Raw genomic sequence first — 23,181 nt, 5'->3', positions numbered from 1 at the left:
CGTGACAACCAGCCAACGCGTGGTGCGCTAAGGTTGAGGCAGTACTCTGGTTCCAGGTGAACTTGGGCGCCGGATCATGGTCTGAGCGCCGCGTTCAGTTCAAAACAAAGCTCCCGCAGTGGAAGACGGCATTGACGACGGATACGGCCCGCATGGGCGAAAACGAACTGGATCGCGCGCTGGTCGAGCGGGTCCAGCAGGGAGACCGGCGGGCCTTCGACCTGTTGGTGCGCAAGTACCAGCACAAGGTGATCGGGCTGGTTTCGCGCTATGTGCGCAGCCATGCCGAATGCGAGGACATCGCCCAGGAGGCCTTCATCCGCGCATGGCGTGCGATCGGCTCCTTCCGTGGCGACAGCGCCTTCTATACCTGGCTGTACAAGATCGCGGTGAACACGGCCAAGAATCACCTGGTGGCGATGGGGCGGCGGCCGCCCGCCGGCGATATCGACGTCGATGACGCGGAATTCATGGCTGGCGGCGAGCGCATGCATGACAGCGCCACCCCCGAGCGCGAGCTGATGCGCCAGGAAATTGAACAATCCGTGTTTTCCACTGTCCAAGCACTGCCCGAAGAGCTGCGGACTGCCATTACGCTGCGCGAAGTGGATGGCCTCAGCTACGATGAAATCGCCGAAGCGATGGGCTGTCCGATCGGTACGGTGCGTTCGCGCATCTTCCGGGCGCGCGAGGCGATTGATGAAAAGCTGCGGCCGCTTTTGTCGGACCGCGAGGATCAGACATGAATCAGGCAGACATGAATCAGGCTGGCACGGATCAGCAATTTCGGGAAAATCTTTCCGCGGGCATTGATGGCGAATTGTCGAAGGAGCAGCTGCGGTTCCTGCTGCGTCGACTCGACCACGACGCATCGCTGCAAGGCGCCTGGTCCCGTTATCACGTCGTCGGCGACAGCTTGCGCCGTGAATTTCCGGCGGTGGCCAGCGCGGGTTTCACCGCTCGCGTCATGCTTGCGATCGAGCAGGAAGCCGCCGCGGCGGTGGTGGTGCCCGCGCGGCGCAGCCACTGGCTGCGCTGGTCCGCCGGGGGCGCCATCGCGGCCAGCGTCGCCGCTGCTGCCTTGATGGTCGGCCAGCCTCGGCCCGGCACCGATCTCGACCAGGTCACGGCCTCGGCCAACACCCGTGAAGCCAGTACCGTCAGCAGCCTTGCGCTGACCGACAAGCCGGCGGCACCGGCGGCCGTGCCGCCGTGGCTCAGCGGCAATTCGGCCGGCTTGCTCAGCCAGCAGGCGTCGGCCACGCTGGGTTCGCCGTTCAGTCAGAACCCAGCCAGCTATTCGCGCCGGCTGTCGGCTTATCCATCGATGCCGCGCTACCGCACTTTGGAAAACAACGACGGCAGCTACCTGCTGCTGCTTGAGCCGGATCAGCGGGCGTTGCCGGATTCGTCGCGCAGGGCGTCCGCCGTCCCGCAGTAAGACCAGTCCGCGTGGAACCCCCGCGGACCACTCCATCAATGCCAAGGCCGCTTCCCAAATCGCCGGAGCGGCCGGGATGTGCGCGATGCCTTCGGGCGAGCTTGCGCCGCCCATTGCTTGATCTGCGTGATTACCCTTTCCGGGCCAGTTCGGCTTGAGTCAACCTGAGGAGGAGCCATGAATCATTCCATCCTGCGCAGCCTGGCGTGTTGCGCCTTGCTGGGCGTTGCCAGTGTCGGCGTGGTGCAGGCACAGACCCCGCCCAGCGTGGCCTTGCCGGATTTCACCGGCATCGTGCAGCAGAACGCGCCGGCGGTCGTCCATGTCGAAGCGAAATACAGCGGCGAACCGATGGCTGGCGGTGGCCGTGCCGGTTCCCAGATGATGCCCGGTCAGGGCGCGCCCGACGATCCGCAGGCCGAGATCCTGCGCCGTTTCTTCGGCATGCCGATGATGCCTTCGCCGCAACAGCAGAAGCACACCTCGCTGGGTTCGGGCTTCATCATTTCGCCTGATGGCTACATCCTTACCAACAACCATGTGGTCGACCACGCCGACAAGGTCACCGTGCGCCTGCAGGATCGACGCACGCTGACGGCCAAGGTGGTCGGCACCGATCCGACCTATGACATCGCCCTGCTCAAGGTCGATGCCGGCAGCGATCTGCCGGCGGTGACCCTGGGCAATTCGCGCAGCCTGAAGCCAGGCCAGTGGGTGCTGGCGATCGGCTCGCCGTTCGGCTTCGACTACACCGTGACCCAGGGCATCGTCAGTGCGGTGGGGCGCAACCTGGGCCAGCGCGACCAGCCGTACACCTCGTTCATCCAGACCGACGTGCCGATCAACCGCGGCAATTCCGGCGGCCCGCTGTTCGACTTGCAAGGTCGCGTGGTGGGCGTCAATTCGCAGATCTATTCCAACACCGGCGATTACCTCGGCGTGTCGTTCTCGATCCCGATCGATGTGGCGATGAGCGCGGTGCAGCAGTTGAAGACCAAGGGCTACGTATCGCGTGGCCAGCTCGGCGTGATGATGGGGCCGGTCAGCGACGATATGGTCAAGGCGTTCAATCTCGACAACGGCGCGGGTGCGGCGGTGGTCGAGGTCACCCCGGACAGCGGCGCGGCCAGGGCCGGCATCCAGCCCGGTGACATCATCCTCAGCTACAACGGCCAGCCGTTGCAGCAGGCTTCGGATCTGCCGCCGCTGGTCGGCATGACCAAGCCGGGCAGCAAGGTGCCGGTGGAAATCCTGCGCAACGGCAAGAAGCAGACGCTGGAGGTCGCCATCAGCGAGGCAAAACGCGATCACAACGCGGTCAACAACCTCGCTTCGTCGCCTGCGGCCAGCCAGGGCGGCTCGAGCGCCCTGGGCCTGACCGTGCAGTCGATCGACAGCGACACGCGCAGCCAGCTGGGCCTGCAGGCCGGGCAGGGCGTGGTGATCGATGAAATCACCGGTCCGGTGGCGGCGCAGGCCGGCCTGCGTGCCGGCGACGTGATCACCATGGTCAACCAGCAGAAGGTCGGCAGCGTGGCTGCGTTCGAGGCCGCCACCAAGAACGTGAAGGCCGGCAGCACCGTGCTGCTGCTGGTGCGTCGTGGCGATCAAAGCAATTTCGTGGGTTTGACCGTGCCGGCGGCTCGATGAATCATCGTTTCCCGGCTGGCTGAACCGGCCTTGCGGCGCCATCCTTCCGGGGGTGGCGCCGCTTTCCTCCACGCGCCCTGATGGCACCTGTTTTCCATGCGATAATGCCGGGTTAGCGTTGCCTCACGGCAGCGCCGCCGCGCCGGTGCGTGGTGCCCAGCCCCAGCCCGACCACAGGCCGCCAGCGCTCCATGGAATTGATCCGCAACTTCTCCATCATTGCCCATATCGACCACGGCAAGTCCACCCTGGCCGATCGCATCATCCAGATCTGTGGCGGCCTGGCCGATCGCGAGATGGAAGCGCAGGTGCTGGACAACAACCCGATCGAGCGCGAGCGCGGCATCACCATCAAGGCGCAGTCGGTGTCGCTGCCGTACACCGCGCGTGACGGCAAGACCTATCAGCTCAACTTCATCGACACGCCCGGTCACGTCGACTTCTCCTATGAGGTCAGTCGTTCGCTGGCGGCCTGCGAGGGCGCGCTGCTGGTGGTCGACGCGGCGCAGGGCGTCGAGGCGCAGTCGGTGGCCAATTGCTACACCGCCGTGGAGATGGGCCTGGAAGTGGTGCCGGTGATCAACAAGATCGACCTGCCCACCGCCGATGTGGAAAAGGTGAAGCTTGAGATCGAGGCCGTGATCGGCGTCGATGCCACCGACGCGGTGGCGATCAGCGCCAAGACCGGGCTGAACGTGGTCGAGGTGCTGGAGGCGATCGTCGCCCGCATCCCGCCGCCGCAGCCGCGCGATACCGATCGCCTGCAGGCGCTGATCATCGATTCCTGGTTTGACAACTACCTTGGCGTCGTGTCTCTCGTGCGCGTGATGCAGGGCGAGATCAAGTCGGGCGACAAGCTGCTGGTGATGTCGACCGGGCGTACCCACGAAGTGGGCGATGTCGGCGTGTTCACGCCCAAGCGCAAGAAGCTGGACAAGCTTGGTGCCGGCGAAGTGGGCTGGATCAACGCCTCGATCAAGGACGTGCACGGCGCGCCGGTCGGCGACACGCTGACTCACGCCGGCAAGCCCGCCGACAAGGCCTTGCCCGGCTTCCAGACCATGCAGCCGCGCGTGTTCGCCGGCCTGTTTCCGGTGTCCTCGGACGATTACCCGGCGATGCGCGAGGCGCTGGACAAATTGCGCCTCAACGACGCGGCGCTGTTCTTCGAGCCGGAGTCATCGGAGGCGATGGGCTTCGGCTTCCGCTGCGGCTTCCTCGGCATGCTGCACATGGAGATCGTGCAGGAACGGCTGGAGCGCGAATACGACCTGAACCTGATCACCACCGCGCCGACCGTGGTGTACGAGGTGCTCAAGACCGACGGCTCGATCCTGATGCTGGACAACCCGGCCAAGCTGCCGACGAACTCCAGTCTGATACAGGAAATCCGCGAGCCGATCATCATCGCCAACATCCTCACGCCGCCGGAATACATCGGCAACGTGATCACCTTGTGCGAGGAAAAGCGCGGCATCCAGCGCTCGATCCAGTACCTGGCCAGTCAGGTGCAGATCAGCTACGAGATGCCGCTGGCCGAAGTGGTGATGGATTTCTTCGATCGCCTGAAATCCGTCTCGCGCGGCTACGCCTCGATGGATTACCACTTCGATCGTTTCGAGGCCGGTCCGTTCGTGCGTACCGATGTGCTGATCAACGGCGAGCGCGTCGATGCGCTGAGCCTGATCATGCACCGCACGCACGCCGAACGCCGGGGCCGTGAACTGGTCGAGCGGATGAAGGATCTGATTCCGCGCCAGCAGTTCGACGTGGCGATCCAGGCGGCCATCGGCGCGCAGATCGTCGCGCGCTCCACGGTGAAAGCCCTGCGCAAGAATGTGCTTGCCAAATGCTACGGTGGCGACGTCAGCCGCAAGAAGAAGTTGCTGGAGAAGCAGAAGGAAGGCAAGAAACGCATGAAGCAGGTGGGCCGGGTGGAAATTCCGCAGGAAGCCTTCCTCGCCGTACTCAGAGTGGATAAATAACCCGCGATTTGGAATGCGGGATTCGAGATTCGGAAAAGCGGCAGATCGCCCTTCGAATCCCCAATCCCGAATCTCGAATCCCGGCTCCGAAGGAGCAACACATGGATTTTGATTTTTCGGCGATTCTGCTTGGCCTGACCGTGCTGTTCGGCGTGGTCTGGGGCCTGGACCGCCTGTTCCTCTACAAGAAGCGCAAGGCGCGGCTGGATGCGGCGGGCGAGGACTACCACGAGCCAGTCGCCGTCGACTGGTCGCGTTCGCTGTTTCCGGTGGTACTGGTGGTGCTGTTGCTGCGCTCGTTCGTGGCAGAACCCTTCCGGATTCCCTCCGGTTCGATGATGCCGACGCTGGACGTGGGCGACTTCATCCTGGTCAACAAGTTTGCCTACGGCCTGCGCCTGCCCGCGTTCAACAACAAGTTCGTCGACCTGGGCGAGCCCGAACGTGGCGACGTGGTGGTGTTCCGCTTCCCCGGTTATCTGTGCCGGGACGGCGGCAGGCTGGTGCGCAGCGGCGACATGAGCTGCAACGATCCGCATGCGGCGGTGCCGTCGCAGAACTGGATCAAGCGGGTGATCGGCCTGCCCGGCGACAGCATCGAAGTGCATGGCGACGAGTTGCTGATCAACGGCAAGCCGGTGACCGCCGACGTGATCGGTCCCTACGTGGGCAATCCCCGCCGCACGGTGGACGAGACCATGCTCAACATGGGTGCCACGGTGTGGACCGAGCATCTGGGCAAGGTCAACCACATGATCGCGCGCATGCCCGCCTACAACACGCCAAACTCGATCCCCAATGACCGGGTGCCGTCCAAGGTGCCGGCAGGCTGCTATCTGGTGATGGGCGACAATCGCTACGACAGCCTGGACAGCCGCTGGTGGGGCTGCATGCCGGAGCAGAACCTGGCCGGCAAGGCGTTCCTGATCTGGATGAGCTGGAAGGGCTGGGGTACCGGCGGCGTGGACTTCTCGCGGATCGGTACGGTCATCCACTGAAGGCCGGCGGGTCAAAGCGTGACCGGATCGAACCCTCGCACATGCAGGCGTCAACAGTGCGAGAATCCGCAGGCATAATCGGCACGCCGGCGCGGGGACACCGGGCGCTGCACAGGTCATCATCATCCATGCAAGGCACGCCGTTTGAAGCGGCATAGCGAGGGGACTATGAAATCGAAACAGACGGGCGTCACCCTGGTCGGGTTCCTGTTCATCCTGGCGGTGTTCGGCTTCTTTGCCTACATGGCGATGAAGCTGGTGCCGTCGTATTCCGAGTACGGTGGCGTGGTCAAGGCGATGGAGCAGCTCGCCAGCGAGGGAACCACCGGCAAGTCGCTGGACGAGATCCGTCGCGATCTGCTGCGCAAGATGGATTTCCAGTACGTGGATGACGCGGTGGTCCGTCCGGAAGACATCACCATCAAGAAGGACGCTGGTGGCGCCAGCCAGCTGCAGGTGGCCTACGACAAGGACATCCCGTTCATGTACAACATCGACCTGCTGCTGCACTTCTCGAAAAGCATTCCGCTGCAGGGCAACGTGGGCGAGTAACTTTTGGAACTGAATTACCGCTTCCAGGATCCGGCGCTGGCCCGACTGGCGCTGACCCACCGCAGTATCGGCAAGCCGAACAACGAGCGGCTGGAATTTCTCGGTGACGCGCTGCTCGGCGCGATCATCGCCGAGATGCTGTACGAGGCTCACCCCAAGGCCAGCGAGGGCGAGTTGTCGCGGTTGCGCGCGCAGCTGGTCAACGGCCAGGCGCTGGCCGTGGTGGCGCGTGAACTGGAGCTGGGCGACGAACTCCAGCTCGGCCCGGGCGAGTTGAAAAGCGGCGGCTTCCGCCGCGAATCAATCCTCGCCGACGCGTTCGAGGCCACGATCGCCGCGGTCTATCTCGACGGCGGTTTCGACGCCTGCCGCGATACCGTGCGCGGGCTGTTCGCCGAGCGGATCACCGCGCTGCGGCGTTCATCGAAAGACGCCAAGACGCGGCTGCAGGAGTGGCTGCAGGCCAAGGGCTGGCCGTTGCCCCAGTACGAGCTGGTGGCCAGTCACGGCGAAGACCATGCCAAGACCTTCGACGTCAGCTGCACCATCGTCGAGCCGATGGCGTTCATCGCCGAGGCCCACGGCGGCAACCGGCGCGCGGCCGAGCAGGACGCCGCCGAGATGGTGCTGAACCAGCTGCTGGAGCAGCAGCGCTCCGCCTGACGCCGTTTTCCCGCTGCAGACGCGGTCCCGACCCAGCCATGCGGCGGGTTCGGCGTCGTCACCCGCTTGCCGTTTGCGGCGAAGCACTACACTTGCCATCCGACTTGTCGAGACCATCAGTCATGAAGCACGAACTGGACCCCGCCGGCGGCATCCTGCCGCACGAGAATTTCCGCTGCGGCATGGTCGCGCTGGCCGGACGCCCCAACGTGGGCAAATCGACCCTGCTCAACGCGCTGATCGGCTTCCGCCTGTCGATCATCAGTCCGCGCCCGCAGACCACCCGCCATCGCATCCTGGGGATCAACACCAGCGAGGCCGGGCAGATCATGTATGTCGACACGCCCGGCCTGCACCGCGGCGCCAAGCGTGCGATGAATCGCAGCCTGAATCGCGCCGCACGCTCGGCGATCAGCGACGTCGACCTGGTGGTGCAGGTGATCGAGGCCGGTCGCTTCACCGATGAGGACGAGGCGCTGTACGCCGCCCTGGTCGAGCAGTCCTCGCCGCGCCTGCTGGTGATCAACAAGGTCGACCTCAACAAGGACAAGACGGTGATGCTGCCGTTCGTGTCCGAACTGGTGGCCACGCACAGCTACGACGAGATCCACTACGTCAGCGCGCTGAAGAAGCAGGGCCTGAAGGAACTGGAGCAGGCGATCCTCAAGCGCCTGCCGGTGCAGCCGCCGGTGTACGGCGAAGACGAGGTCACCGATCGCAGCGAGCGTTTCCTGGCTGCCGAAATGGTGCGCGAGCAGTTGATGCTGCGGCTCGACCAGGAACTGCCGTACGCCACCACCGTGGAAATCGAGCAGTTCAGCGACCGCCCCGACGGAATCGCCGAGATCCACGCCATCATCTGGGTCGAGCGCGATGGCCAGAAGGCGATCGTGATCGGCAACGGCGGCGTCCAGCTCAAGGCGATCGGCAGTGCGGCCCGGCGGCACATGGAACGCATGTTTGAACGCAAGGTGTTCCTGAAGCTGTGGGTGAAGGTGCGCGAAGGCTGGGTCGACGACGAGAACATGCTGAAGAAGTTCGGCTATACGGATTAGAGCGAGGAGTGAGAAAGGAGGAGTGAGAAGTGAGAGAAAGGCTAACGACCGCTGTTACCTTCCCGCTTTTCTCTCACTTCTCACTCCTCTCACCTCACTTCTGATTTTCCATGCGCATCGAACAGCAGCCCGCTTACGTCCTGCACGCGCGTCCTTATCGCGAGACGTCGCTGCTGCTGGAATGCCTGAGCCGCGAGCATGGCCGGCTCGGCGTGGTGGCGCGCGGTGTGCGCGGCGAACGGGCGCGGCTCAAGCGAGCCCAACTGGAGCCGTTCCAGCCGTTGCGCATGGACCTGCTGCTGCGCGGCGAGATGGCCACCTTGACGGCGGTCGAGTCCGTCGGCACGCCCACGCGCCTGAGCGGCGATGCCGGGCTCGCCGGGCTGTATCTCAACGAGCTGGTGGTCCGTCTTACCGGACGGCAGGACCCTTCGCCAGCGCTGTTCGATGCCTACGCGCTGACCCTGCAACGGCTGGCCACGGATCCGTCGCTGGCCTGGACCCTGCGCCGGTTCGAGCGCGATCTGCTGGAGTCCACCGGTTACGGCCTGCAGCTGCAGTACGACGCGGTCTCCGGCGAGCCGCTGGACGCGCAGGCGAGCTATCGCTACGAGGTCGAGCAGGGTGCGGTGCGCTGCGCTGCCGGCAGTCCGCATGCGATTCGCGGCGGCGACCTGCTGGCGCTGGAAGAGGACCGCATGCCCGATGCCAGCGGACTGAAGGCGCTGCGCGACATGGTTCGCGGGGTCGTCCGCTTCCATCTGGGTGGCGGCGAACTGCGCGCCTGGCGGGTGCTGGCGATGGCGGTGTCCCGACGCCCGTCGGGCTCCGAGCCGGCGCCGGCGGAGCCGCTGCCTCCGCTTCCGGCCGACTAGCCGAGTGCCTGCAAGGTGGCCAGCAAGGTCTGGCGAAACCGGGTCAGCGCGGCGGCACTGGCCTGGCGTTGCAGCAGTTGCTGCTGCAGCAGCATCGTCTGTCGCGACAGCGCGCTGGCGCCACAGAAACCGCAGGAAGAACGCAGGCGATGCAGGCGGTCGCTGAAGTTGACCCGATCGAGGCTCAGCGTGTCGAGGTCCTGCTGCAGCAACACCAGCTCCTCGCGCAGCAGCGAGCGCAAGGCGCGCATGGTGGTGGCGTCGCCGGTGGTGTTCAGCGCGGCCTGGTCATCCAGCACGCTGGCGCCGCGCTCGTCCATCGGCACCAGCGCCAGCACCCGACGCAGCTCGGTCAGCCCGCAGGGTTTGAGCAACACCTCGCTGAAGCCGGCGTCGAGCAGCGCCCGGCGATCGCTGGGTGCCAGTTCGGCGCTGGTGGCCACCGCGATGCTGTCGGCCGAGCGTGCCTGCACGTCGTCGCGCAGCGCCTGCAGGATCTGCAGCGCGCCGGCACCGGGCATGCGGCAGTCCAGCAGCAGCAGGTCGAACGATTCGCTGCCGGCCCGCGCCAGCGCGGCCTGGCCGTCCATGCACGCTTCCGCATCGGCGCCCATCGAGGCCAGTCCATCGCACAGGAATCGGCAGCTGCCCGGGTCATCATCGGCCACCAGTACGCGCGGGCGGGGCAGGTTGTCGGGTTCGGAGGCGGCGCTGGCGAGGTCGCTGATCATGACGAATTCCATATCGTTCATCTTGATTTGGCAGAATGGCCTGACATGCGCCCGACTTCAAGCCATCTGCTGCTCTGTTGCTGCCTGCTGCTGTGCATCGGCTGGGCGCTGCCTGCACGGGCAGACGTGCTGTTGACGGCCAAGTCGATCAAGGCGCCAGGCATCCACCTGCAGACGGTGACGCTGCGCATCGGCGAGGACGCCGGCGGCGGGCTGCACCTGCAGATGAACGCGGCCCAGGCGGATATTCCGGCAATGGGCTGGCGACGGCTGGGCCTGAGCGTCGATGGCAACCTGCAACGCGATGTCCACCTGCGCTGGACGCTGGACGGCAAGGTGCGTCTGGCCGATGCCCCCGGCGGCGCGCTGAGCGATGCCCACGTGAACGTGCAGGTCAGTGCAGCGGCCAATACCCTGCTGGTCGACATCCAGCAAGGCAAGGCGAAGGCGAGCGCCTGGCTGCCGCTGGACCAGCCCACCCACGCGCAGATCAGCGTGGACAATCTGCCCACCGGCTGGCTCCACGGCCTGCTTGGCACGGTGTGGTCAGGACGCCCCACCGCGGGCAAGCTCACCGCCGAACTGGCGCTGGACCTGCGCGACCAGGGCCTGCAGTCCTCGGGCGAGTTCACCCTGACCGATACCGGCTTCGACACGCCTGCCGGCACCCTGGCCGGGCAAGGCCTGAATGGCAGCGGCCGCTACAGTCTGGATACCACCAGCGGCCCGGCCAGCATCGACCTTGATGCCAGCCTGCGCGGCGGCGAACTGCTGCTGGGTCCGCTCTACGCCAAGCTGCCGGATCATCCGGTGCAGATCGGTCTGCATGCGAATGCCCAGCACGGCGCGTTCGAACTGAGCCGCTTGCGGGTGAACGATGCCGATGCCCTGCAACTCGATGGCGCGCTCGCGTTCGATGCCAAGGGTGAGCTCAACAGCTTGCGGCTGGATCGTCTGCATGCCAGTTTCCCGGCCGCCTACCAGCGTTATGGTCAGGCCTGGCTGAGTTCGCTGGGCCTGCGCGACATGCGCATCGACGGGCAGCTGAATGCCAGCCTGGATTTGCGCGCGGACGGTCCGCACAGTTTCGCGTTCAATGCCGACGGCATCGACCTGGCCGATGCCGACGGCCATCTGGCGGTCGATGGCCTGCAAGGCGGGCTCGACTGGGCACTGGATGGCGAGCGTCCGGCCACCAGCCTGGCCTGGCGCAGCCTGCAGTTCTATCGGGTACCCAACGGCGCGGCCAAGTCGCGTTGGCAGAGCCGCGCCGGCATGCTGGCCCTGCAGCAGCCGCTGCAGATCCCGGTGTTGCAGGGACAATTGCAGATCGGCCAGCTGGATTGGCGGCCGGCCGCGGCACGAGGTCAGCGGCTGGCCGCGTCGATGGTGGTGACCGGCGTCGACATGACCGCCTTCAGCAAGGCCATGGGCTGGCCGGCGTTCCCCGGCACGCTCGGTGGCGCGATCCCCTCGCTGCGCTGGGTCGACGATCGCTTCGAGCTGGACGGCGGACTGTCGGCGAACCTGTTCGGTGGCTTTGTCGACATCACCCGGCTGTCGCTGCAGCAGCCGTTCGGCGCCACGCCCGTGCTGACCGGCGACATCGCGCTGAAACAACTGGACCTGGCCGCGATCACCAGCGTGTTCGATTTCGGCAGCATCACCGGACCGCTGGATGGTTCGATCGACCAGCTGCGCCTGGTCAACTGGACGCCGGTGGCGTTCAAGGCCAGCCTGCTGGCCGGCGAAGGCGGCCGGATCAGCCAGCGCGCGGTGAACAACCTCACCTCGGTAGGTGGTGGCGGCATCGCCGCCGGCCTGCAGGGCGCCGTGCTGAAGCTGTTCAAGACCTTCGGCTACAAACGCATCGGCCTCAATTGCACCTTGCAGGGCACGGTCTGCCGGATGAGCGGGCTGGACGCCACCGGCGACGGCTACACTATCGTCGAAGGCAGCGGCCTGCCGCGACTGCAGGTGATCGGCCATCAAAGCCAGGTCGACTGGCCAACCCTGGTCCAGCGTCTGCAGGACGCCATCCACGGGGAAGCCCCGCAGATCCGCTGAGCCGGGCGGGTTGCCACCCATCCATCCCCCATCACTACTGGAGTTCATCATGCGCAAGCGCGTCTACGTCATCCTGACCTCACTGGCCGTGGCGTTGGTCGGCTGCGTCACGATCAACGTGTATTTCCCCGAGGCCGCCGCGCAGAAGGCCGCCGACCAGTTCATCGGCCACGTGCTGGACCAGGCCACTCCGGCGGCACCCGCGCCGAAGACGCCCAAGCCGGAAGCCGGCAATGGCGGACCGCAGCCGTCGGCGATGCTGCTCGACCTGCTGGTGCCGGCCGCCCATGCCGGCGACGTGCCGGACATCCGCATCCAGACCGCGGCCACCGAGGCGATCCGCGCGCGCATGCATGCGCGCTTCCAGGGCGCGCTGGGCGAGCTGCTCGACAGTGGCGCGGTGGGCTTCACCCGCGATGGCATGGTCGCCATGCGCGACGCCGCCAAGGTGCCGCTGAGCGCCCGCGCGCAGGCCAATGCCAGCGTGGCCGACGAGAACCGCGACCGCACCGCGCTGTATCGCGAAATTGCCAACGCCAACAATCACCCGGAGTGGGAAGCGCGGATCCGCGCCACCTTCGCCAAGAGCTGGATCGAGAAGGCGCGCGCCGGCTGGTATTACCAGGATGCTTCCGGCGCCTGGCAGAAAAAATGAGCCGGGCAGGGCGTCGCGGGGCGTGAGGCTGGCCGATCTGGGATAATCGGCGGCCAGCCCTCAGCCAACGCGACGCCATGTCCCGATCCAATTCCGTTTCGCCCAAGCCCTTCGAAGCCCACATCACCGACCTCGGCCACGATGGTCGCGGCGTGGCCCGGATCGACGGCAAGACGGTCTTCGTCAGCGGCGCGCTGCTCGGCGAGCAGGTGATCGCGAAGTTGCGCAAGCGCCATCGGCATTTCGACGAAGCGGACGTGGTCGAGGTGCTCAGCGCCTCGCCGCACCGGGTCGAGCCGCGGTGCCAGCACTTCGCGCTGTGCAGTGGTTGTTCGCTGCAGCATCTGGACGCACCCTCGCAGATCGCCGCCAAGCAGCGCGTGCTGGCGGAGAATTTCGAGCGCATCGGCAAGGTCACGCCGGCGGCATGGCTGCCGCCGCTCACCGCCGAGCCGTGGGGCTACCGACGCAAGGGTCGCTTGTCGGTGCGCAACGTGGCGAAAAAGGGCGCCGTGCTGGTCGGCTTCCGCGAAGAGCAGAACCCGCGCTTCGTCACCCCGATCCAGCGTTGCGAGGTGATGCACCCGTCACTCGGGCCCAAGGTCGGCCTGCTGGCCGAACTGCTCGCCACGATGGACGCGGCCGACACCATTGCGCAGATCGAATTCGCCGCCGGCGACGAGCTGATGGCGCTGGTGTTTCGCCACCTGCAGCCGCTCAGCGAACGCGACCAGGCCGCGCTCACCGCATTCGGCCAGCAGCACGGTTTCGCGATCTACCTGCAGCCCGGCGGTATCAGCAGCGTGCATCCGCTGTGGCCGGAGCAGCCGAGGCTGGCGTTCCGCATTGCCAGCGACGACGCGCGTTTTGCCGACGTGGAACTGGAATTCCAGCCGCTGGACTTCGTCCAGGTCAACGCCGGCATGAACCAGTTGATGATGGCGCGCGCCATGGAGCTGCTCGACCCGCAGCCGACCGATCGCGTGCTCGACCTGTTCTGCGGGCTGGGCAATTTCACCTTGCCGATCGCGCGTCGGGTGGCCGAAGTGGTCGGCGTGGAAGGCGAGCACGGACTGGTCGAGCGTGCCGCGCAAAACGCCGCGCGCAATGGCATCGACAACGCGAAGTTCCATGTCGCCAACCTGTTCGAGGACCAGCGCCACGCCGATTGGGCGAAGCAGCCATGGGACAAATTGCTGCTGGACCCGCCGCGTGCCGGTGCCGACAAGGTGCTGGAGTACCTGCCGCACAAGCAGACCCGGCGCATTGTCTACGTGTCCTGCCATCCCGCCTCGCTGGCGCGCGACGCCGGCATCCTGGTCAACCAGCACGGCTTCCGGCTCACCTCGGCCGGCGTGATGGACATGTTCCCGCATACTGCCCATGTCGAATCGATCGCGCTGTTCGAGAGGTGACATGGCTATAGAAATCGAAAGAAAATTCCTGCTTGCCGACGACAGCTGGCGCGCAAGTGTCGAGCGCAGCGAGCCGATGGCGCAGGGCTACGTGGTCGGCGCGCAGGCCTTGCGCGAAGGTCACGCACGCGCGTCGGTGCGGGCACGCCTGGCGGGCAACAAGGCCTGGCTCAACATCAAGGCGGCCACGCCCGGCATCGCGCGGGCCGAGTTCGACTATCCGATACCGGTGGCCGATGCGCGCGCCATGCTGGCGAGCCTGTGCGACGGTGTGCTGGAGAAGATCCGCCACCATGTCCGCGTCGAGGGCGTGCTGTTCGAGATCGACGAATTCAACGGCGACAACCACGGCCTGATCGTCGCCGAAGTCGAATTGCCTGCGGTGGATGCATCGTTTCCGCGGCCGTCGTGGCTGGGCCGCGAGGTGAGCGCACTGACGCGCTACTACAACGTCAACCTGATCGCGCATCCGTACCGGCAGTGGTCGCCGGCCGAACGCGCCGCCGAGGATGCTGCATGCTGATGATCGGCGTGGCCGCGCTGGAACTGGCCGAACACGAGAAGTCCTGGTTGCGCGCCCCCGGCGTCGCCGGCGTGCTGCTGTTCGCGCGCAACTATCGATCGCGCGAACAACTTATCGCCTTGTGCGAGTCGATCCGCGAAGTCGGTGGCGATCATCTGCTGATTGCGGTGGACCAGGAAGGCGGGCCGGTGCAGCGCTTCCGCGACGGTTTCACCCGGCTGCCGCCGCTGGCGACCATCGGCGCGGTGTACGACCGCGATCCGGCCGAGGCGATCCGGCTGGCCGAGGAGCACGCCTGGGTGATGGCCAGCGAGCTGCGTGCCAGCGGCGTCGATTTCAGTTTCGCGCCGGTGGTCGATCTGGCCCGCGGCAACGCGGCGATCGGCCTGCGCGCGTTTCACGCCGATCCGGCCGTGGCCGGCGAGCTGGGCCAGGCCTATGTGCGCGGCATGCACCTGGGCGGCATGGCCGCGGTGCTCAAGCATTTCCCGGGGCATGGTTCGGTGGTCGGCGACACCCACAAGGTGGCGGCGATCGACCCGCGCAGCCTGGCGCAGATCCGCCATGACGACCTGCGCCCGTTCGCCGAATGCATCGAGGCGCGCGTCGAGGCGGTGATGATGGCGCATGTCATCTATCCCGCCGTGGACAGCCAGCCCGCCGGCTATTCGAAGATCTGGATCGAACAGATCCTGCGTGGCGAGCTGGGCTTTGCCGGCGTGGTGATCAGTGACGACATCAGCATGGCCGCCGCCGGTGCGGCCGGCACGGTCGGCGAGCGGGTGCGCGCGCATCTGGATGCCGGCTGCGACCTGGTGCTGGCCTGCTTCCCCGAGGTGGTCGACGAAGCCATCGCCGCGATGCCGGCCGACCTCGCCGCGATGCCATCCTTCCTGGCCGCACTGCGCGGCGCCATCGGCCCGAGCTGGGCCGGCCTCATCGACAATCCACAGCGCGACCGCTTCGTTGCGCGCATCACGGCGCTGCATGCCGATCAAGGAGCCGCATGAACACTGCAACCCACTCCCTCGCCGACGCGCTGGCGCAGGCTGACCTGCTGTACGGGCGCGACGCGCTGGAGCCGGTGATTGCCGACATGGGTGCGCGCATCGACGCCGCGCTCGACGGCGAGCGTGCGGTGTTCCTCACCGTGATGAACGGCGCGCTGATCTTCGCCGGCCAGCTGGCGCTGGCGATCCGCACCGACATGGAATTCGACTACGTGCACGCCACCCGCTACCGCGGCGAGACCACCGGCAGCGAGTTGCATTGGCTGCGCGCACCGATCGTGCCGCTGACCGATCGCGTGGTGCTGCTGGTCGACGACATCCTCGACGAAGGCCACACGCTGAAGGAAGTGCGCGAAGACTGCTACAGGCGCGGCGCGAAGAAAGTCCTGATCGCCAGCCTGTGCACCAAGCGGCACGACCGCCTGGTCGAAGGCGTCGCGTCGGACTTCAACGGCGTCGAACTGCCCGACCGCTTCGTGTTCGGCTACGGCATGGATTACTACGAGCAGGGCCGCAATCTGCCGGGGATTTATGCGCTGAAAGACGAAGCCTGAGAACAGGGCAGCGCGCGCTTTGCTCCTCCCCCTGCGTGCCCCAAAGGGACTTCCTTCGGTCGCAGGGGGAGGTTGGCGACCGCAGGGAGTCCTTCAGGTGAGGGGGTGAAGCTTTTGATCTGGCCTTCCCACCCCACCAAGAGCGACCCCACCCCAACCCTCCCCTGCTGCGCAGGGGAGGGAGCAAGGCCGGCGAGCAGAGCCGGCGAGCAGACTCATCAGCAACGGATTACCACCATGCCCAACCCCGACCACCCCTCCATCGACCTGGCCGTCATCGGCGGCAGCGGCCTGTACAACTTCCCGGGCCTGGAAGACACCGCGCGTCATCGCGTGGACACACCCTACGGCCCGGCCTCCGGCGACATCGTGGTCGGCACGTTCGCCGGCAAGCGCATTGCCTTCCTCGCCCGCCACGGCGAGAGCCACACGCTGCCGCCGCATCGGGTCAATTACCGCGCCAACCTGTGGGCGCTGCACAGCCTGGGTGCGCGGCGGGTGCTCGGCGTCAACGCGGTCGGCGGCATCCGCAGCGACATGGGCCCGCGGGTGCTCGTGGTGCCCGACCAGCTGATCGACTACACCCACGGCCGCACCACCAGCTACTGCGACGTCGACGGCGCCGAGGTGAAGCACATCGACTTCAGCGAGCCGTATACCGAATCGCTGCGTCAGCATCTGCTGGTGGCGTCGCGCAAGGCCGGCATCGAGGTGATCGACGGCGGCTGCTACGGCGCCACCCAGGGCCCGCGACTGGAAACCCGCGCCGAAATCGCCCGCATGAAGCGCGACGGCTGCGACCTGGTCGGCATGACCGGCATGCCCGAGGCGGTGCTGGCACGCGAGCTGGGGCTGGCATACGCCTGCCTGGCACTGGTCGCCAATTTCGCCGCCGGTTGCGGCGACGAGGCGGAAATCAGCATCGAGGAAATCTTCGCCCACCTGGCCGCCGCCACCGCCGAGGTGCCGCGCATCCTGGCCGAACTGTTGCGGGGCTGAAGTCCGCCAGCGGAGTTTGTGCACCCACACGACATTTTCGTATTGCAATGCGCCTTCACATCTTGCTATTTTCCCGGCGGTCAGGGCGGCGAACCGGGGGGATCAGCCGCGCATAAACCTGGCGTACTCACTCCATGTATCCAGAGGTTCTCGCAATGAGTTTCGGTACGGTCAAGTGGTTCAACGATGCCAAGGGGTTCGGGTTCATCGCACCCGAGGATGGCAGTGCGGACGTGTTCGTCCATTTTTCGGCGATCAACACCAAGGGCTTCCGCAGCCTGCAGGAAGGTCAGCGCGTTCAGTTCGAAGTGACCCAGGGCCCGAAGGGCGCCCAGGCGTCGGCGGTTGAAGCTGCCTGATCTGCCCGGCAAACGTTGCATAGCAAGAACGAAACCCCGCATCCTGTGCGGGGTTTTTGCTTTGTCGAGCCGGAGATAGTCATGACTGATCGCAGGCGTTTCCTCCAGGCCTCCCTGCTGGGAGTTTCCGCGTCGATGCTGGGCTGGGGCGGCAAGCTCGCTGCCGCGCCGATCGCCAACGGCATCAAGGCCACCGGCGCGCGGGTGGTCTCCACCTGGGATTTCGGCATCGCCGCGAACCAGGCGGCCTGGGCCATCCTCGGCCGGGGCGGCCATGCCCTCGACGCGGTGGAAACCGGCGTGCAGGTGCCCGAGTCCGACCTCAGAAACCACAGCGTCGGCAAGGGTGGCTACCCCGATCGCGATGGCCACGTCACGCTCGACGCCAGCATCATGGACGCCGACGGCAACTGCGGCGCGGTGGCGGCGATCGAGCACATCGAGCATCCCATCTCGGTGGCGCGGCGGGTGATGGAACGCACGCCGCATGTGCTGCTGGTCGGCGAGGGTGCCTTGCAGTTCGCATTGGAGCAGGGTTTCAAGAAGCAGGAACTGCTGACACCGGAAGCTGAAAAAGCCTGGCACGAGTGGCAGAAAACAGCGAAGTACCAGCCCTCGATCAACAGCGAAGTGCACGACTACGGCAAGGGCGGCAGCCCCGGCATGCCCGGCGGTGCCCACAACCACGACACCATCGGCATGCTGGCGCTCGACGCGCACGGCCGCCTGGCTGGCGCCTGCACCACCAGCGGCATGGCGTGGAAAATGCGCGGCCGCGTCGGCGACAGCCCGATCATCGGTGCCGGCCTGTACGTCGACGGCGAAGTCGGCGGCGCCACCTCCACCGGCGTCGGCGAGGAAGTGATCCGCAACGCCGGCAGCTTCCTGGTGGTCGAGCTGATGCGCCAGGGCCGCTCGCCGCACGAAGCCTGCAAGGAAGCGGTGATGCGCATCGTCAACAAGCGTCGCGAAGCCTCCAAGACCATCCAGGTGGGTTTCCTCGCCATGAACCGCGCCGGCGAAGTCGGTGCCTATGCGATCCAGCACGGCTTCGCCTACGCCGTATGCGATGCAACGACGCAGGACAAGCTGATTCCCTCGCAAAGCGTCTACACCACGAGCTACTCGTGATACTGGAAATCGCCGCCAACTCGGTCGCCTCGGCGCTGGCCGCCCAGGCCGGCGGAGCAGGGCGGGTCGAACTGTGCACCGCGCTGGAGCTGGGCGGCCTCAGCCCGTCGCAGGCGCAGATCGCGCTGGCCCGCGAACGCCTGCACATTCCGCTGCACGTGCTGATCCGCCCGCGTGCCGGCGACTTCCTCTACAGCGACCTCGAGTGCGAAACCATGCGGCGCGACATCGAAGCCTGCGTGGCGCTGGGCTGCGACGGCGTGGTGCTCGGCGTGCTCGATGCCGATGGCAGGGTGGACAGCGCGCGCTGCCGCCCGCTGATCGCCGCCGCCGGCAGACTCGGCGTCACCTTCCACCGCGCCTTCGACCTCAGCCGCGATCCCGCGCAAGCGCTGGAAGACATCGTGGCGCTCGGCTGCCAGCGCATCCTGACCTCAGGCGCGCAGGCCAGCGCTTTCGAAGGCAGCCCACTGATCCGTGAACTCGTCCAGCAAGCCGGGGATCGTATCGTCGTGATGCCCGGCGCCGGCATCACCGCGCAGAACCTCGCCGCCTTGGCAGCGGCCACCGGCGCGCGCGAATTCCACGCCTCCGCCAAATACCAGTTGCCTTCCGGCATGCAGCATCGGCGACCGCTGCTTGGCGACATGCAAGCTGGCGAGCTGCGCAGCGATGTCGAGCAAGTCCGTGAGCTGGTGATGGCACTTCAGTCGGTGCCGCTTTCGACGGCCCATTGATCAACGCACAAACCGGCTGCTCGCGCTCTTGTTCCTCCCCCTGCTTGCCCCAAAGGGACTTCCTTCGGTCGCAGGAGGAGGCCAGGAGGGGGTAAAGCTCTTGACCTTGGCTCAATCATTCACCGTGCAACAGCGAGTTGAATGCATTGGAATGAAACGCTTTCCAGCTTCCAGCCCGGACAGGATCCGTCGCATGGGCGCCAAACCGTCCCTACGGCAGCGCATGGCTGCCCCGCTTGGTTACTATGGCGAATTGCCGAAACAGCCGCAGGAGCAGCGAGTGATCATCAAGCCCAAAGTCCGTGGATTCATCTGTGTCACCGCCCACCCGGTGGGTTGCGAACGCAACGTGCTCGAGCAGATCGAGATCACCAAGGCCGCCGGCCACGACAAGGCCAAGGGACCCAAACGCGTGCTGGTGATCGGCGCCTCCACCGGCTACGGGCTGGCCTCGCGCATCACCGCCGCGTTCGGCTACGGCGCCGCCACGCTCGGCGTGTTCTTCGAAAAGCCCAGCAGCCCGGAGAAGACTGGCACCGCCGGCTGGTACAACGCCGCGGCCTTCGACAAGGCCGCCAAGCAGGCCGGCCTGATCGCCAAGTCGATCAACGGCGACGCGTTCTCGCACGAAACCCGCGCCAGGGCGATCGAGATCATCAAGAACGACCTCGGCGGCCCGATCGACCTGGTGGTCTACTCGCTGGCTTCGCCCGTGCGCAAGATGCCGGACACCGGCGAGTTGGTCCGCTCGGCGCTGAAGACCATCGGCGAGCCGTTCCACAACACCTCGGTCGACACCAACAAGGACACCGTGATCGAGGCCACCGTCGAGCCGGCCACCGAGCAGGAAATCAAGGACACCGTCACCGTGATGGGCGGCGAGGACTGGGCGCTGTGGATCGACGCGCTGAGCGCCGCCGGCGTGCTCGCCGACCACGCCAAGACGATTGCCTACAGCTACATCGGCACCGAGATCACCTGGCCGATGTACTGGCACGGCACCCTGGGCCAGGCCAAGCAGCACCTGGACAACACCGCCAAGCAACTGCGCAGCCGCCACCCCGGCCTCGAAGCCTACGTCGGCGTGATGAAGTCCGTCGTCACCCAGGCCAGCGCCGCCATCCCGGTGATCCCGCTGTACGTGTCGATCGCCTTCAAGATCATGAAGCAGAAGGGCATCCACGAGAATCCGATCGAACAGGCCAACCGCCTGTTCCATGACCGGCTGTACCGGGCAGATGGCGCGGCTCCGGCGCTGGATGATGAAGGCCGCCTGCGGCTGGACGACTGGGAGCTGCGCGACGACGTGCAGGTTCCCTGCCAGACGATCTGGCCTGCGGTCACCACCGAGAACCTGCGTGAGATCACCGACTACGCGGGGTACAAGCACGAGTTTTTGAAGTTGTTCGGGTTTGATCGGGGGGATGTGGATTATGAGGCCGAGGTCGAGGCGGATCGGCGGTTTGATTGCGTCGAGTTTTAAGATCACTTAAGTCATTGATAGGTTAGTAGTTGGGCTGCGTTGAAAAGGAGCAAGCATTCGTGGCGTCAAATCTGGAGCGATACAAGGATGACCTCGACCGCCTGATCAAGGACGGAGGACAAGTACACAGTGCTCTTGCCCTCGACGCATATGGCGATGAGTTCGAAGAAGCTGTACTTGAGAAGTTTGGTGGAGACAAAAAGAAGGCTAAGGATTTCATTAAAGAAATCCCGCAGTTCAAGATGGCGTATCAGCCGTGGTATTCCGAAGCCTTGACGCTCATCAAACAACTGTTACCTGATCGAGCTCAAGACTTCGTGCGCCTCTATGAGAAGCCTAAAGGGCGTAAAGACATCGGCTTCGAAAATTATCGGATTGAAGACGCGCTTCAGGGTCTGCGTATTAGTCGCCTTGGCGAGGTTCTTGCCGATCCAAAGTCGGCAATTTCTCACCTCGAACAGCAGCTCGCTATCGCTCGCTCTATCAAGCGTCGCTTCGAGAGCACTCTCTTCGAAATCAAGCAGCTTGTACAAGCTGATCTCTTCGACTCCGAGGTCGACGCAGCTCGGGAGCTGCTCAAGAACAAATTTTATAGAGCTGCCGGCGCCGTTGCTGGCGTCGTTCTTGAAAAACACCTCGGCCAAGTCTGTGAGAATCACAGGGTCAAGATCGCAAAAAAACATCCGACCATTGCTGACTTCAATGAATCGCTGAAAGGGGCTGACGTTATTGACGTGCCGCAGTGGCGCTTCAATCAACATCTCGCTGATATCCGGAATCTGTGTGATCACAACAAGACGTCGGAACCAACTGCGGAACAGGTGAAAGATTTGATAGATGGTGTCGCGAAGGTGACCAAGATACTCTATTAGCATGCGGCCCAATCGACACCACTTCGTGGTACGGCTTAACTCAAGAAAAACTCGATTCGGTGACGAGTCCAAAAAAAACTGAGCTCAAAAAAACTCTGATCCTGGTTCCTGCGGTGGCGTCTACCGTCGTGAGAAAGTGAACTGACTCTGTTCTTCCTCTTGGGTGCAAAGGATGTCGTCCATGGCTCGACGTAAGCGCCAAAAAAAGCAACGTCCGGGCCGCCTTAAGAATGGGACTCCAACTGGATACGTTACAAGGGTGATCTCGGGGAAAGAAAAGCGGCGGATGCGCAAGTCGGCGATAAAGGAGGCCCATAAGGCGGGTGCTCAGCTTCCAGGAGCAATTCGCCAACTCCGAGAAGCTATAACGACGTTCGATCCGGTCGAGCTCGTCATGACGATATCCGGATGGGCAATGTATGTTGCAGTGGGTGACGACCATGTCCGTGATCGTTCGTTTCTGCCAGACGTCCAGCAGGCGGATATCGAGTTTCTTCTGGGATTGATGGCTTGTGTTGCGGCGGACAACTGGGGGCGAAATATCGTCGGGCCAGAAGTGACCGGGGACGTCGTAGACGCGTTGAAGATTGCTCGCCAAGCATTTGCATCCGTTCGAATGAACCAGATGGGCGTGTCCCGAGACGAGGAACAGCATGCTGTCCTCGCACTCCAAGAGCGTATGCGGCTACACACGCAAATTGTTCGCAACTGGGGCTACTACGACAGCGTTGTTGGGCTGTCCTTGGAGCTTTATTCAGCGCTTGATGGAGACTTGTTTGCGACGTTCGGTTTTCGTTGTTCTGATGTTATCGGCATATATCGGTCGCTTGGCGAGCTTAGGCAGGAGCAATATTCGAAGCGGATGAGTCGCATGCGACATGTCATGCTTGCTGATACAGCGGAGGCCGCTGTTTACGCCTACTACCGCGAGCACACGGACCTAGTTGGAACTCCTGACGAGTTCATTGAGCGTATGCCGAACGGGGTGGATCGGCGAGATGTCCAAGCTAGATTGATGGCGCATTCGGATTTTCGGATGTCGGTGCTGGCGTACATATCGGTGGAGGAGATCTCCGAACGGACTGGCATAGCAGCCGACGTTGTCTCCAAGGTGCTCGTCGCCACCACTGTTGCTCCCGTTGCTCAGGGCGACGAAGCCATAGATCGAATTTTCCTAGACAACCCTGTTTGGGAGTTCTCAGGGCTTCAAGCCGATGACCGCTTTGTCATCCCCGTACCTCAGATCTTCTTCAGTCACGTTCACAAGGTGATGAATCGCATCTTTAAAGAAGTGGAGTTGGGTTCTACCCCGAAATCACGGACGGTTGTGAAAGGGTGGAAAACTTCAAATCCTGCCTTGCGGTTCTTCGCCGCATCCTTGGGTTGTGGTGCCGCTCGATGTATTCGAACACATCCGCTCTCGCCG

General features: G+C 64.8%; 22 protein-coding genes and 1 pseudogene. 21 read left to right on the top strand and 2 right to left on the bottom strand.

The features are described from left to right. Positions 1 to 152: 152 nt before the first annotated feature. From rpoE to recO, 9 genes are all read left to right on the top strand, one after another. Positions 153 to 746 carry an RNA polymerase sigma factor RpoE gene (gene rpoE, locus ACQGNJ_RS09935; protein ID WP_426689302.1) on the top strand — a complete coding sequence of 198 codons (594 nt, stop codon included), beginning with the start codon at positions 153 to 155 and terminating at the stop codon, positions 744 to 746. Continuing rightward, positions 743 to 1,441, top strand: coding sequence for a sigma-E factor negative regulatory protein (locus ACQGNJ_RS09930; protein WP_426689090.1), 699 nt, complete (start codon positions 743 to 745; stop codon positions 1,439 to 1,441). The genes rpoE and ACQGNJ_RS09930 overlap by 4 nt, the downstream gene beginning before the upstream one ends. A gap of 177 nt (positions 1,442 to 1,618) precedes the next feature. Further along, on the top strand, positions 1,619 to 3,091 hold the full coding sequence (locus ACQGNJ_RS09925; RefSeq protein WP_426689089.1) for a Do family serine endopeptidase: 1,473 nt from the start codon (positions 1,619 to 1,621) through the stop codon (positions 3,089 to 3,091). A 191-nt stretch (positions 3,092 to 3,282) separates the two neighbouring features. After that, on the top strand, positions 3,283 to 5,076 hold the full coding sequence (gene lepA / locus ACQGNJ_RS09920; RefSeq protein ID WP_426689088.1) for a translation elongation factor 4: 1,794 nt from the start codon (positions 3,283 to 3,285) through the stop codon (positions 5,074 to 5,076). A gap of 101 nt (positions 5,077 to 5,177) precedes the next feature. Further along, the gene (gene lepB, locus ACQGNJ_RS09915; RefSeq protein WP_426689087.1) at positions 5,178 to 6,074 is read left to right on the top strand and encodes a signal peptidase I; all 897 of its coding nucleotides are present in this window, start codon (positions 5,178 to 5,180) and stop codon (positions 6,072 to 6,074) included. A 168-nt stretch (positions 6,075 to 6,242) separates the two neighbouring features. Then, positions 6,243 to 6,626 carry a DUF4845 domain-containing protein gene (locus ACQGNJ_RS09910; protein WP_426689086.1) on the top strand — a complete coding sequence of 128 codons (384 nt, stop codon included), beginning with the start codon at positions 6,243 to 6,245 and terminating at the stop codon, positions 6,624 to 6,626. Between the two features lie 3 nt (positions 6,627 to 6,629). After that, the gene (gene rnc, locus ACQGNJ_RS09905) at positions 6,630 to 7,289 is read left to right on the top strand and encodes a ribonuclease III (RefSeq protein ID WP_426689085.1); all 660 of its coding nucleotides are present in this window, start codon (positions 6,630 to 6,632) and stop codon (positions 7,287 to 7,289) included. Positions 7,290 to 7,411: 122 nt separating this feature from the next. Further along, on the top strand, positions 7,412 to 8,344 hold the full coding sequence (gene era / locus ACQGNJ_RS09900; protein ID WP_426689084.1) for a GTPase Era: 933 nt from the start codon (positions 7,412 to 7,414) through the stop codon (positions 8,342 to 8,344). Between the two features lie 110 nt (positions 8,345 to 8,454). Continuing rightward, a complete protein-coding gene (gene recO, locus ACQGNJ_RS09895) occupies positions 8,455 to 9,219 on the top strand; it encodes a DNA repair protein RecO (protein WP_426689083.1) in 765 nt (254 codons plus the stop codon). On the opposite strand, the gene ACQGNJ_RS09890 is transcribed toward recO, so the two are convergent. After that, positions 9,216 to 9,950, bottom strand: coding sequence for a response regulator (locus ACQGNJ_RS09890; protein ID WP_426689082.1), 735 nt, complete (start codon positions 9,948 to 9,950; stop codon positions 9,216 to 9,218). The two genes, recO and ACQGNJ_RS09890, sit on opposite strands and share 4 nt — an antisense overlap. A gap of 45 nt (positions 9,951 to 9,995) precedes the next feature. Here ACQGNJ_RS09890 and ACQGNJ_RS09885 point away from each other — a divergent pair, with 45 nt between their 5' ends. The 12 genes from ACQGNJ_RS09885 to ACQGNJ_RS09830 all read left to right on the top strand — a co-directional run bounded on the left by ACQGNJ_RS09885 (position 9,996) and on the right by ACQGNJ_RS09830 (position 21,755). After that, complete coding sequence (locus ACQGNJ_RS09885; protein WP_426689081.1) at positions 9,996 to 12,017, top strand: hypothetical protein; 2,022 nt, start codon at positions 9,996 to 9,998, stop codon at positions 12,015 to 12,017. A 49-nt stretch (positions 12,018 to 12,066) separates the two neighbouring features. Continuing rightward, the gene (locus ACQGNJ_RS09880; protein WP_426689080.1) at positions 12,067 to 12,672 is read left to right on the top strand and encodes a YdbL family probable chaperone protein; all 606 of its coding nucleotides are present in this window, start codon (positions 12,067 to 12,069) and stop codon (positions 12,670 to 12,672) included. 77 nt (positions 12,673 to 12,749) lie between these two features. After that, the gene (rlmD, locus tag ACQGNJ_RS09875; RefSeq protein WP_426689079.1) at positions 12,750 to 14,087 is read left to right on the top strand and encodes a 23S rRNA (uracil(1939)-C(5))-methyltransferase RlmD; all 1,338 of its coding nucleotides are present in this window, start codon (positions 12,750 to 12,752) and stop codon (positions 14,085 to 14,087) included. A gap of 1 nt (position 14,088) precedes the next feature. After that, positions 14,089 to 14,610, top strand: coding sequence for a CYTH domain-containing protein (locus ACQGNJ_RS09870; protein ID WP_426689078.1), 522 nt, complete (start codon positions 14,089 to 14,091; stop codon positions 14,608 to 14,610). Next, positions 14,604 to 15,620, top strand: a complete 1,017-nt coding sequence (gene nagZ, locus ACQGNJ_RS09865; protein ID WP_426689077.1) for a beta-N-acetylhexosaminidase — start codon at positions 14,604 to 14,606, stop codon at positions 15,618 to 15,620. Before ACQGNJ_RS09870 ends, nagZ begins: the two co-directional genes overlap by 7 nt. Further along, complete coding sequence (locus tag ACQGNJ_RS09860) at positions 15,617 to 16,174, top strand: hypoxanthine-guanine phosphoribosyltransferase (protein ID WP_426689076.1); 558 nt, start codon at positions 15,617 to 15,619, stop codon at positions 16,172 to 16,174. The genes nagZ and ACQGNJ_RS09860 overlap by 4 nt, the downstream gene beginning before the upstream one ends. A 237-nt stretch (positions 16,175 to 16,411) precedes the next feature. Beyond that, positions 16,412 to 17,173 (top strand): S-methyl-5'-thioinosine phosphorylase, encoded by a 762-nt coding sequence (locus tag ACQGNJ_RS09855; protein WP_426689075.1) that lies wholly within the window; start codon positions 16,412 to 16,414, stop codon positions 17,171 to 17,173. Between the two features lie 155 nt (positions 17,174 to 17,328). Then, complete coding sequence (locus ACQGNJ_RS09850; protein WP_007805352.1) at positions 17,329 to 17,532, top strand: cold-shock protein; 204 nt, start codon at positions 17,329 to 17,331, stop codon at positions 17,530 to 17,532. 81 nt (positions 17,533 to 17,613) lie between these two features. Further along, entirely contained in the window at positions 17,614 to 18,663 is a 1,050-nt protein-coding gene (locus tag ACQGNJ_RS09845) for a glycosylasparaginase (protein ID WP_426689074.1), read from the top strand. After that, the gene (locus tag ACQGNJ_RS09840; protein ID WP_426689073.1) at positions 18,660 to 19,400 is read left to right on the top strand and encodes a copper homeostasis protein CutC; all 741 of its coding nucleotides are present in this window, start codon (positions 18,660 to 18,662) and stop codon (positions 19,398 to 19,400) included. The genes ACQGNJ_RS09845 and ACQGNJ_RS09840 overlap by 4 nt, the downstream gene beginning before the upstream one ends. Positions 19,401 to 19,680: 280 nt before the next feature. Continuing rightward, complete coding sequence (gene fabV / locus ACQGNJ_RS09835) at positions 19,681 to 20,883, top strand: enoyl-ACP reductase FabV (RefSeq protein ID WP_426689301.1); 1,203 nt, start codon at positions 19,681 to 19,683, stop codon at positions 20,881 to 20,883. A 59-nt stretch (positions 20,884 to 20,942) separates the two neighbouring features. Then, complete coding sequence (locus ACQGNJ_RS09830; RefSeq protein ID WP_426689072.1) at positions 20,943 to 21,755, top strand: hypothetical protein; 813 nt, start codon at positions 20,943 to 20,945, stop codon at positions 21,753 to 21,755. A gap of 1,304 nt (positions 21,756 to 23,059) precedes the next feature. Here the strand turns inward: ACQGNJ_RS09830 and ACQGNJ_RS09825 are convergent. Continuing rightward, a pseudogene (locus tag ACQGNJ_RS09825) lies at positions 23,060 to 23,181 on the bottom strand (IS3 family transposase); the annotation flags it as partial.

This window comes from Rhodanobacter ginsengiterrae (genome assembly GCF_050026815.1).
GTDB classification, from domain to species: domain Bacteria; phylum Pseudomonadota; class Gammaproteobacteria; order Xanthomonadales; family Rhodanobacteraceae; genus Rhodanobacter; species Rhodanobacter ginsengiterrae.
The sequence above is the reverse complement of the archived record's forward strand: the minus strand, read 5'-3'. Positions and strand labels throughout refer to the sequence as shown.

What these genes read in the sequence shown, in the direction of transcription:
- rpoE (WP_426689302.1), top strand. Translation starts at nt 153, where the DNA reads ATGGGCGAAAACGAACTGGATCGCGCGCTGGTCGAGCGGGTCCAGCAG.
- ACQGNJ_RS09930 (WP_426689090.1), top strand. Translation starts at nt 743, where the DNA reads ATGAATCAGGCAGACATGAATCAGGCTGGCACGGATCAGCAATTTCGG.
- ACQGNJ_RS09925 (WP_426689089.1), top strand. Translation starts at nt 1,619, where the DNA reads ATGAATCATTCCATCCTGCGCAGCCTGGCGTGTTGCGCCTTGCTGGGC.
- lepA (WP_426689088.1), top strand. Translation starts at nt 3,283, where the DNA reads ATGGAATTGATCCGCAACTTCTCCATCATTGCCCATATCGACCACGGC.
- lepB (WP_426689087.1), top strand. Translation starts at nt 5,178, where the DNA reads ATGGATTTTGATTTTTCGGCGATTCTGCTTGGCCTGACCGTGCTGTTC.
- ACQGNJ_RS09910 (WP_426689086.1), top strand. Translation starts at nt 6,243, where the DNA reads ATGAAATCGAAACAGACGGGCGTCACCCTGGTCGGGTTCCTGTTCATC.
- era (WP_426689084.1), top strand. Translation starts at nt 7,412, where the DNA reads ATGAAGCACGAACTGGACCCCGCCGGCGGCATCCTGCCGCACGAGAAT.
- recO (WP_426689083.1), top strand. Translation starts at nt 8,455, where the DNA reads ATGCGCATCGAACAGCAGCCCGCTTACGTCCTGCACGCGCGTCCTTAT.
- ACQGNJ_RS09890 (WP_426689082.1), bottom strand. Translation starts at nt 9,950, where the DNA reads ATGATCAGCGACCTCGCCAGCGCCGCCTCCGAACCCGACAACCTGCCC.
- ACQGNJ_RS09885 (WP_426689081.1), top strand. Translation starts at nt 9,996, where the DNA reads ATGCGCCCGACTTCAAGCCATCTGCTGCTCTGTTGCTGCCTGCTGCTG.
- ACQGNJ_RS09880 (WP_426689080.1), top strand. Translation starts at nt 12,067, where the DNA reads ATGCGCAAGCGCGTCTACGTCATCCTGACCTCACTGGCCGTGGCGTTG.
- rlmD (WP_426689079.1), top strand. Translation starts at nt 12,750, where the DNA reads ATGTCCCGATCCAATTCCGTTTCGCCCAAGCCCTTCGAAGCCCACATC.
- ACQGNJ_RS09870 (WP_426689078.1), top strand. Translation starts at nt 14,089, where the DNA reads ATGGCTATAGAAATCGAAAGAAAATTCCTGCTTGCCGACGACAGCTGG.
- nagZ (WP_426689077.1), top strand. Translation starts at nt 14,604, where the DNA reads ATGCTGATGATCGGCGTGGCCGCGCTGGAACTGGCCGAACACGAGAAG.
- ACQGNJ_RS09860 (WP_426689076.1), top strand. Translation starts at nt 15,617, where the DNA reads ATGAACACTGCAACCCACTCCCTCGCCGACGCGCTGGCGCAGGCTGAC.
- ACQGNJ_RS09855 (WP_426689075.1), top strand. Translation starts at nt 16,412, where the DNA reads ATGCCCAACCCCGACCACCCCTCCATCGACCTGGCCGTCATCGGCGGC.
- ACQGNJ_RS09850 (WP_007805352.1), top strand. Translation starts at nt 17,329, where the DNA reads ATGAGTTTCGGTACGGTCAAGTGGTTCAACGATGCCAAGGGGTTCGGG.
- ACQGNJ_RS09845 (WP_426689074.1), top strand. Translation starts at nt 17,614, where the DNA reads ATGACTGATCGCAGGCGTTTCCTCCAGGCCTCCCTGCTGGGAGTTTCC.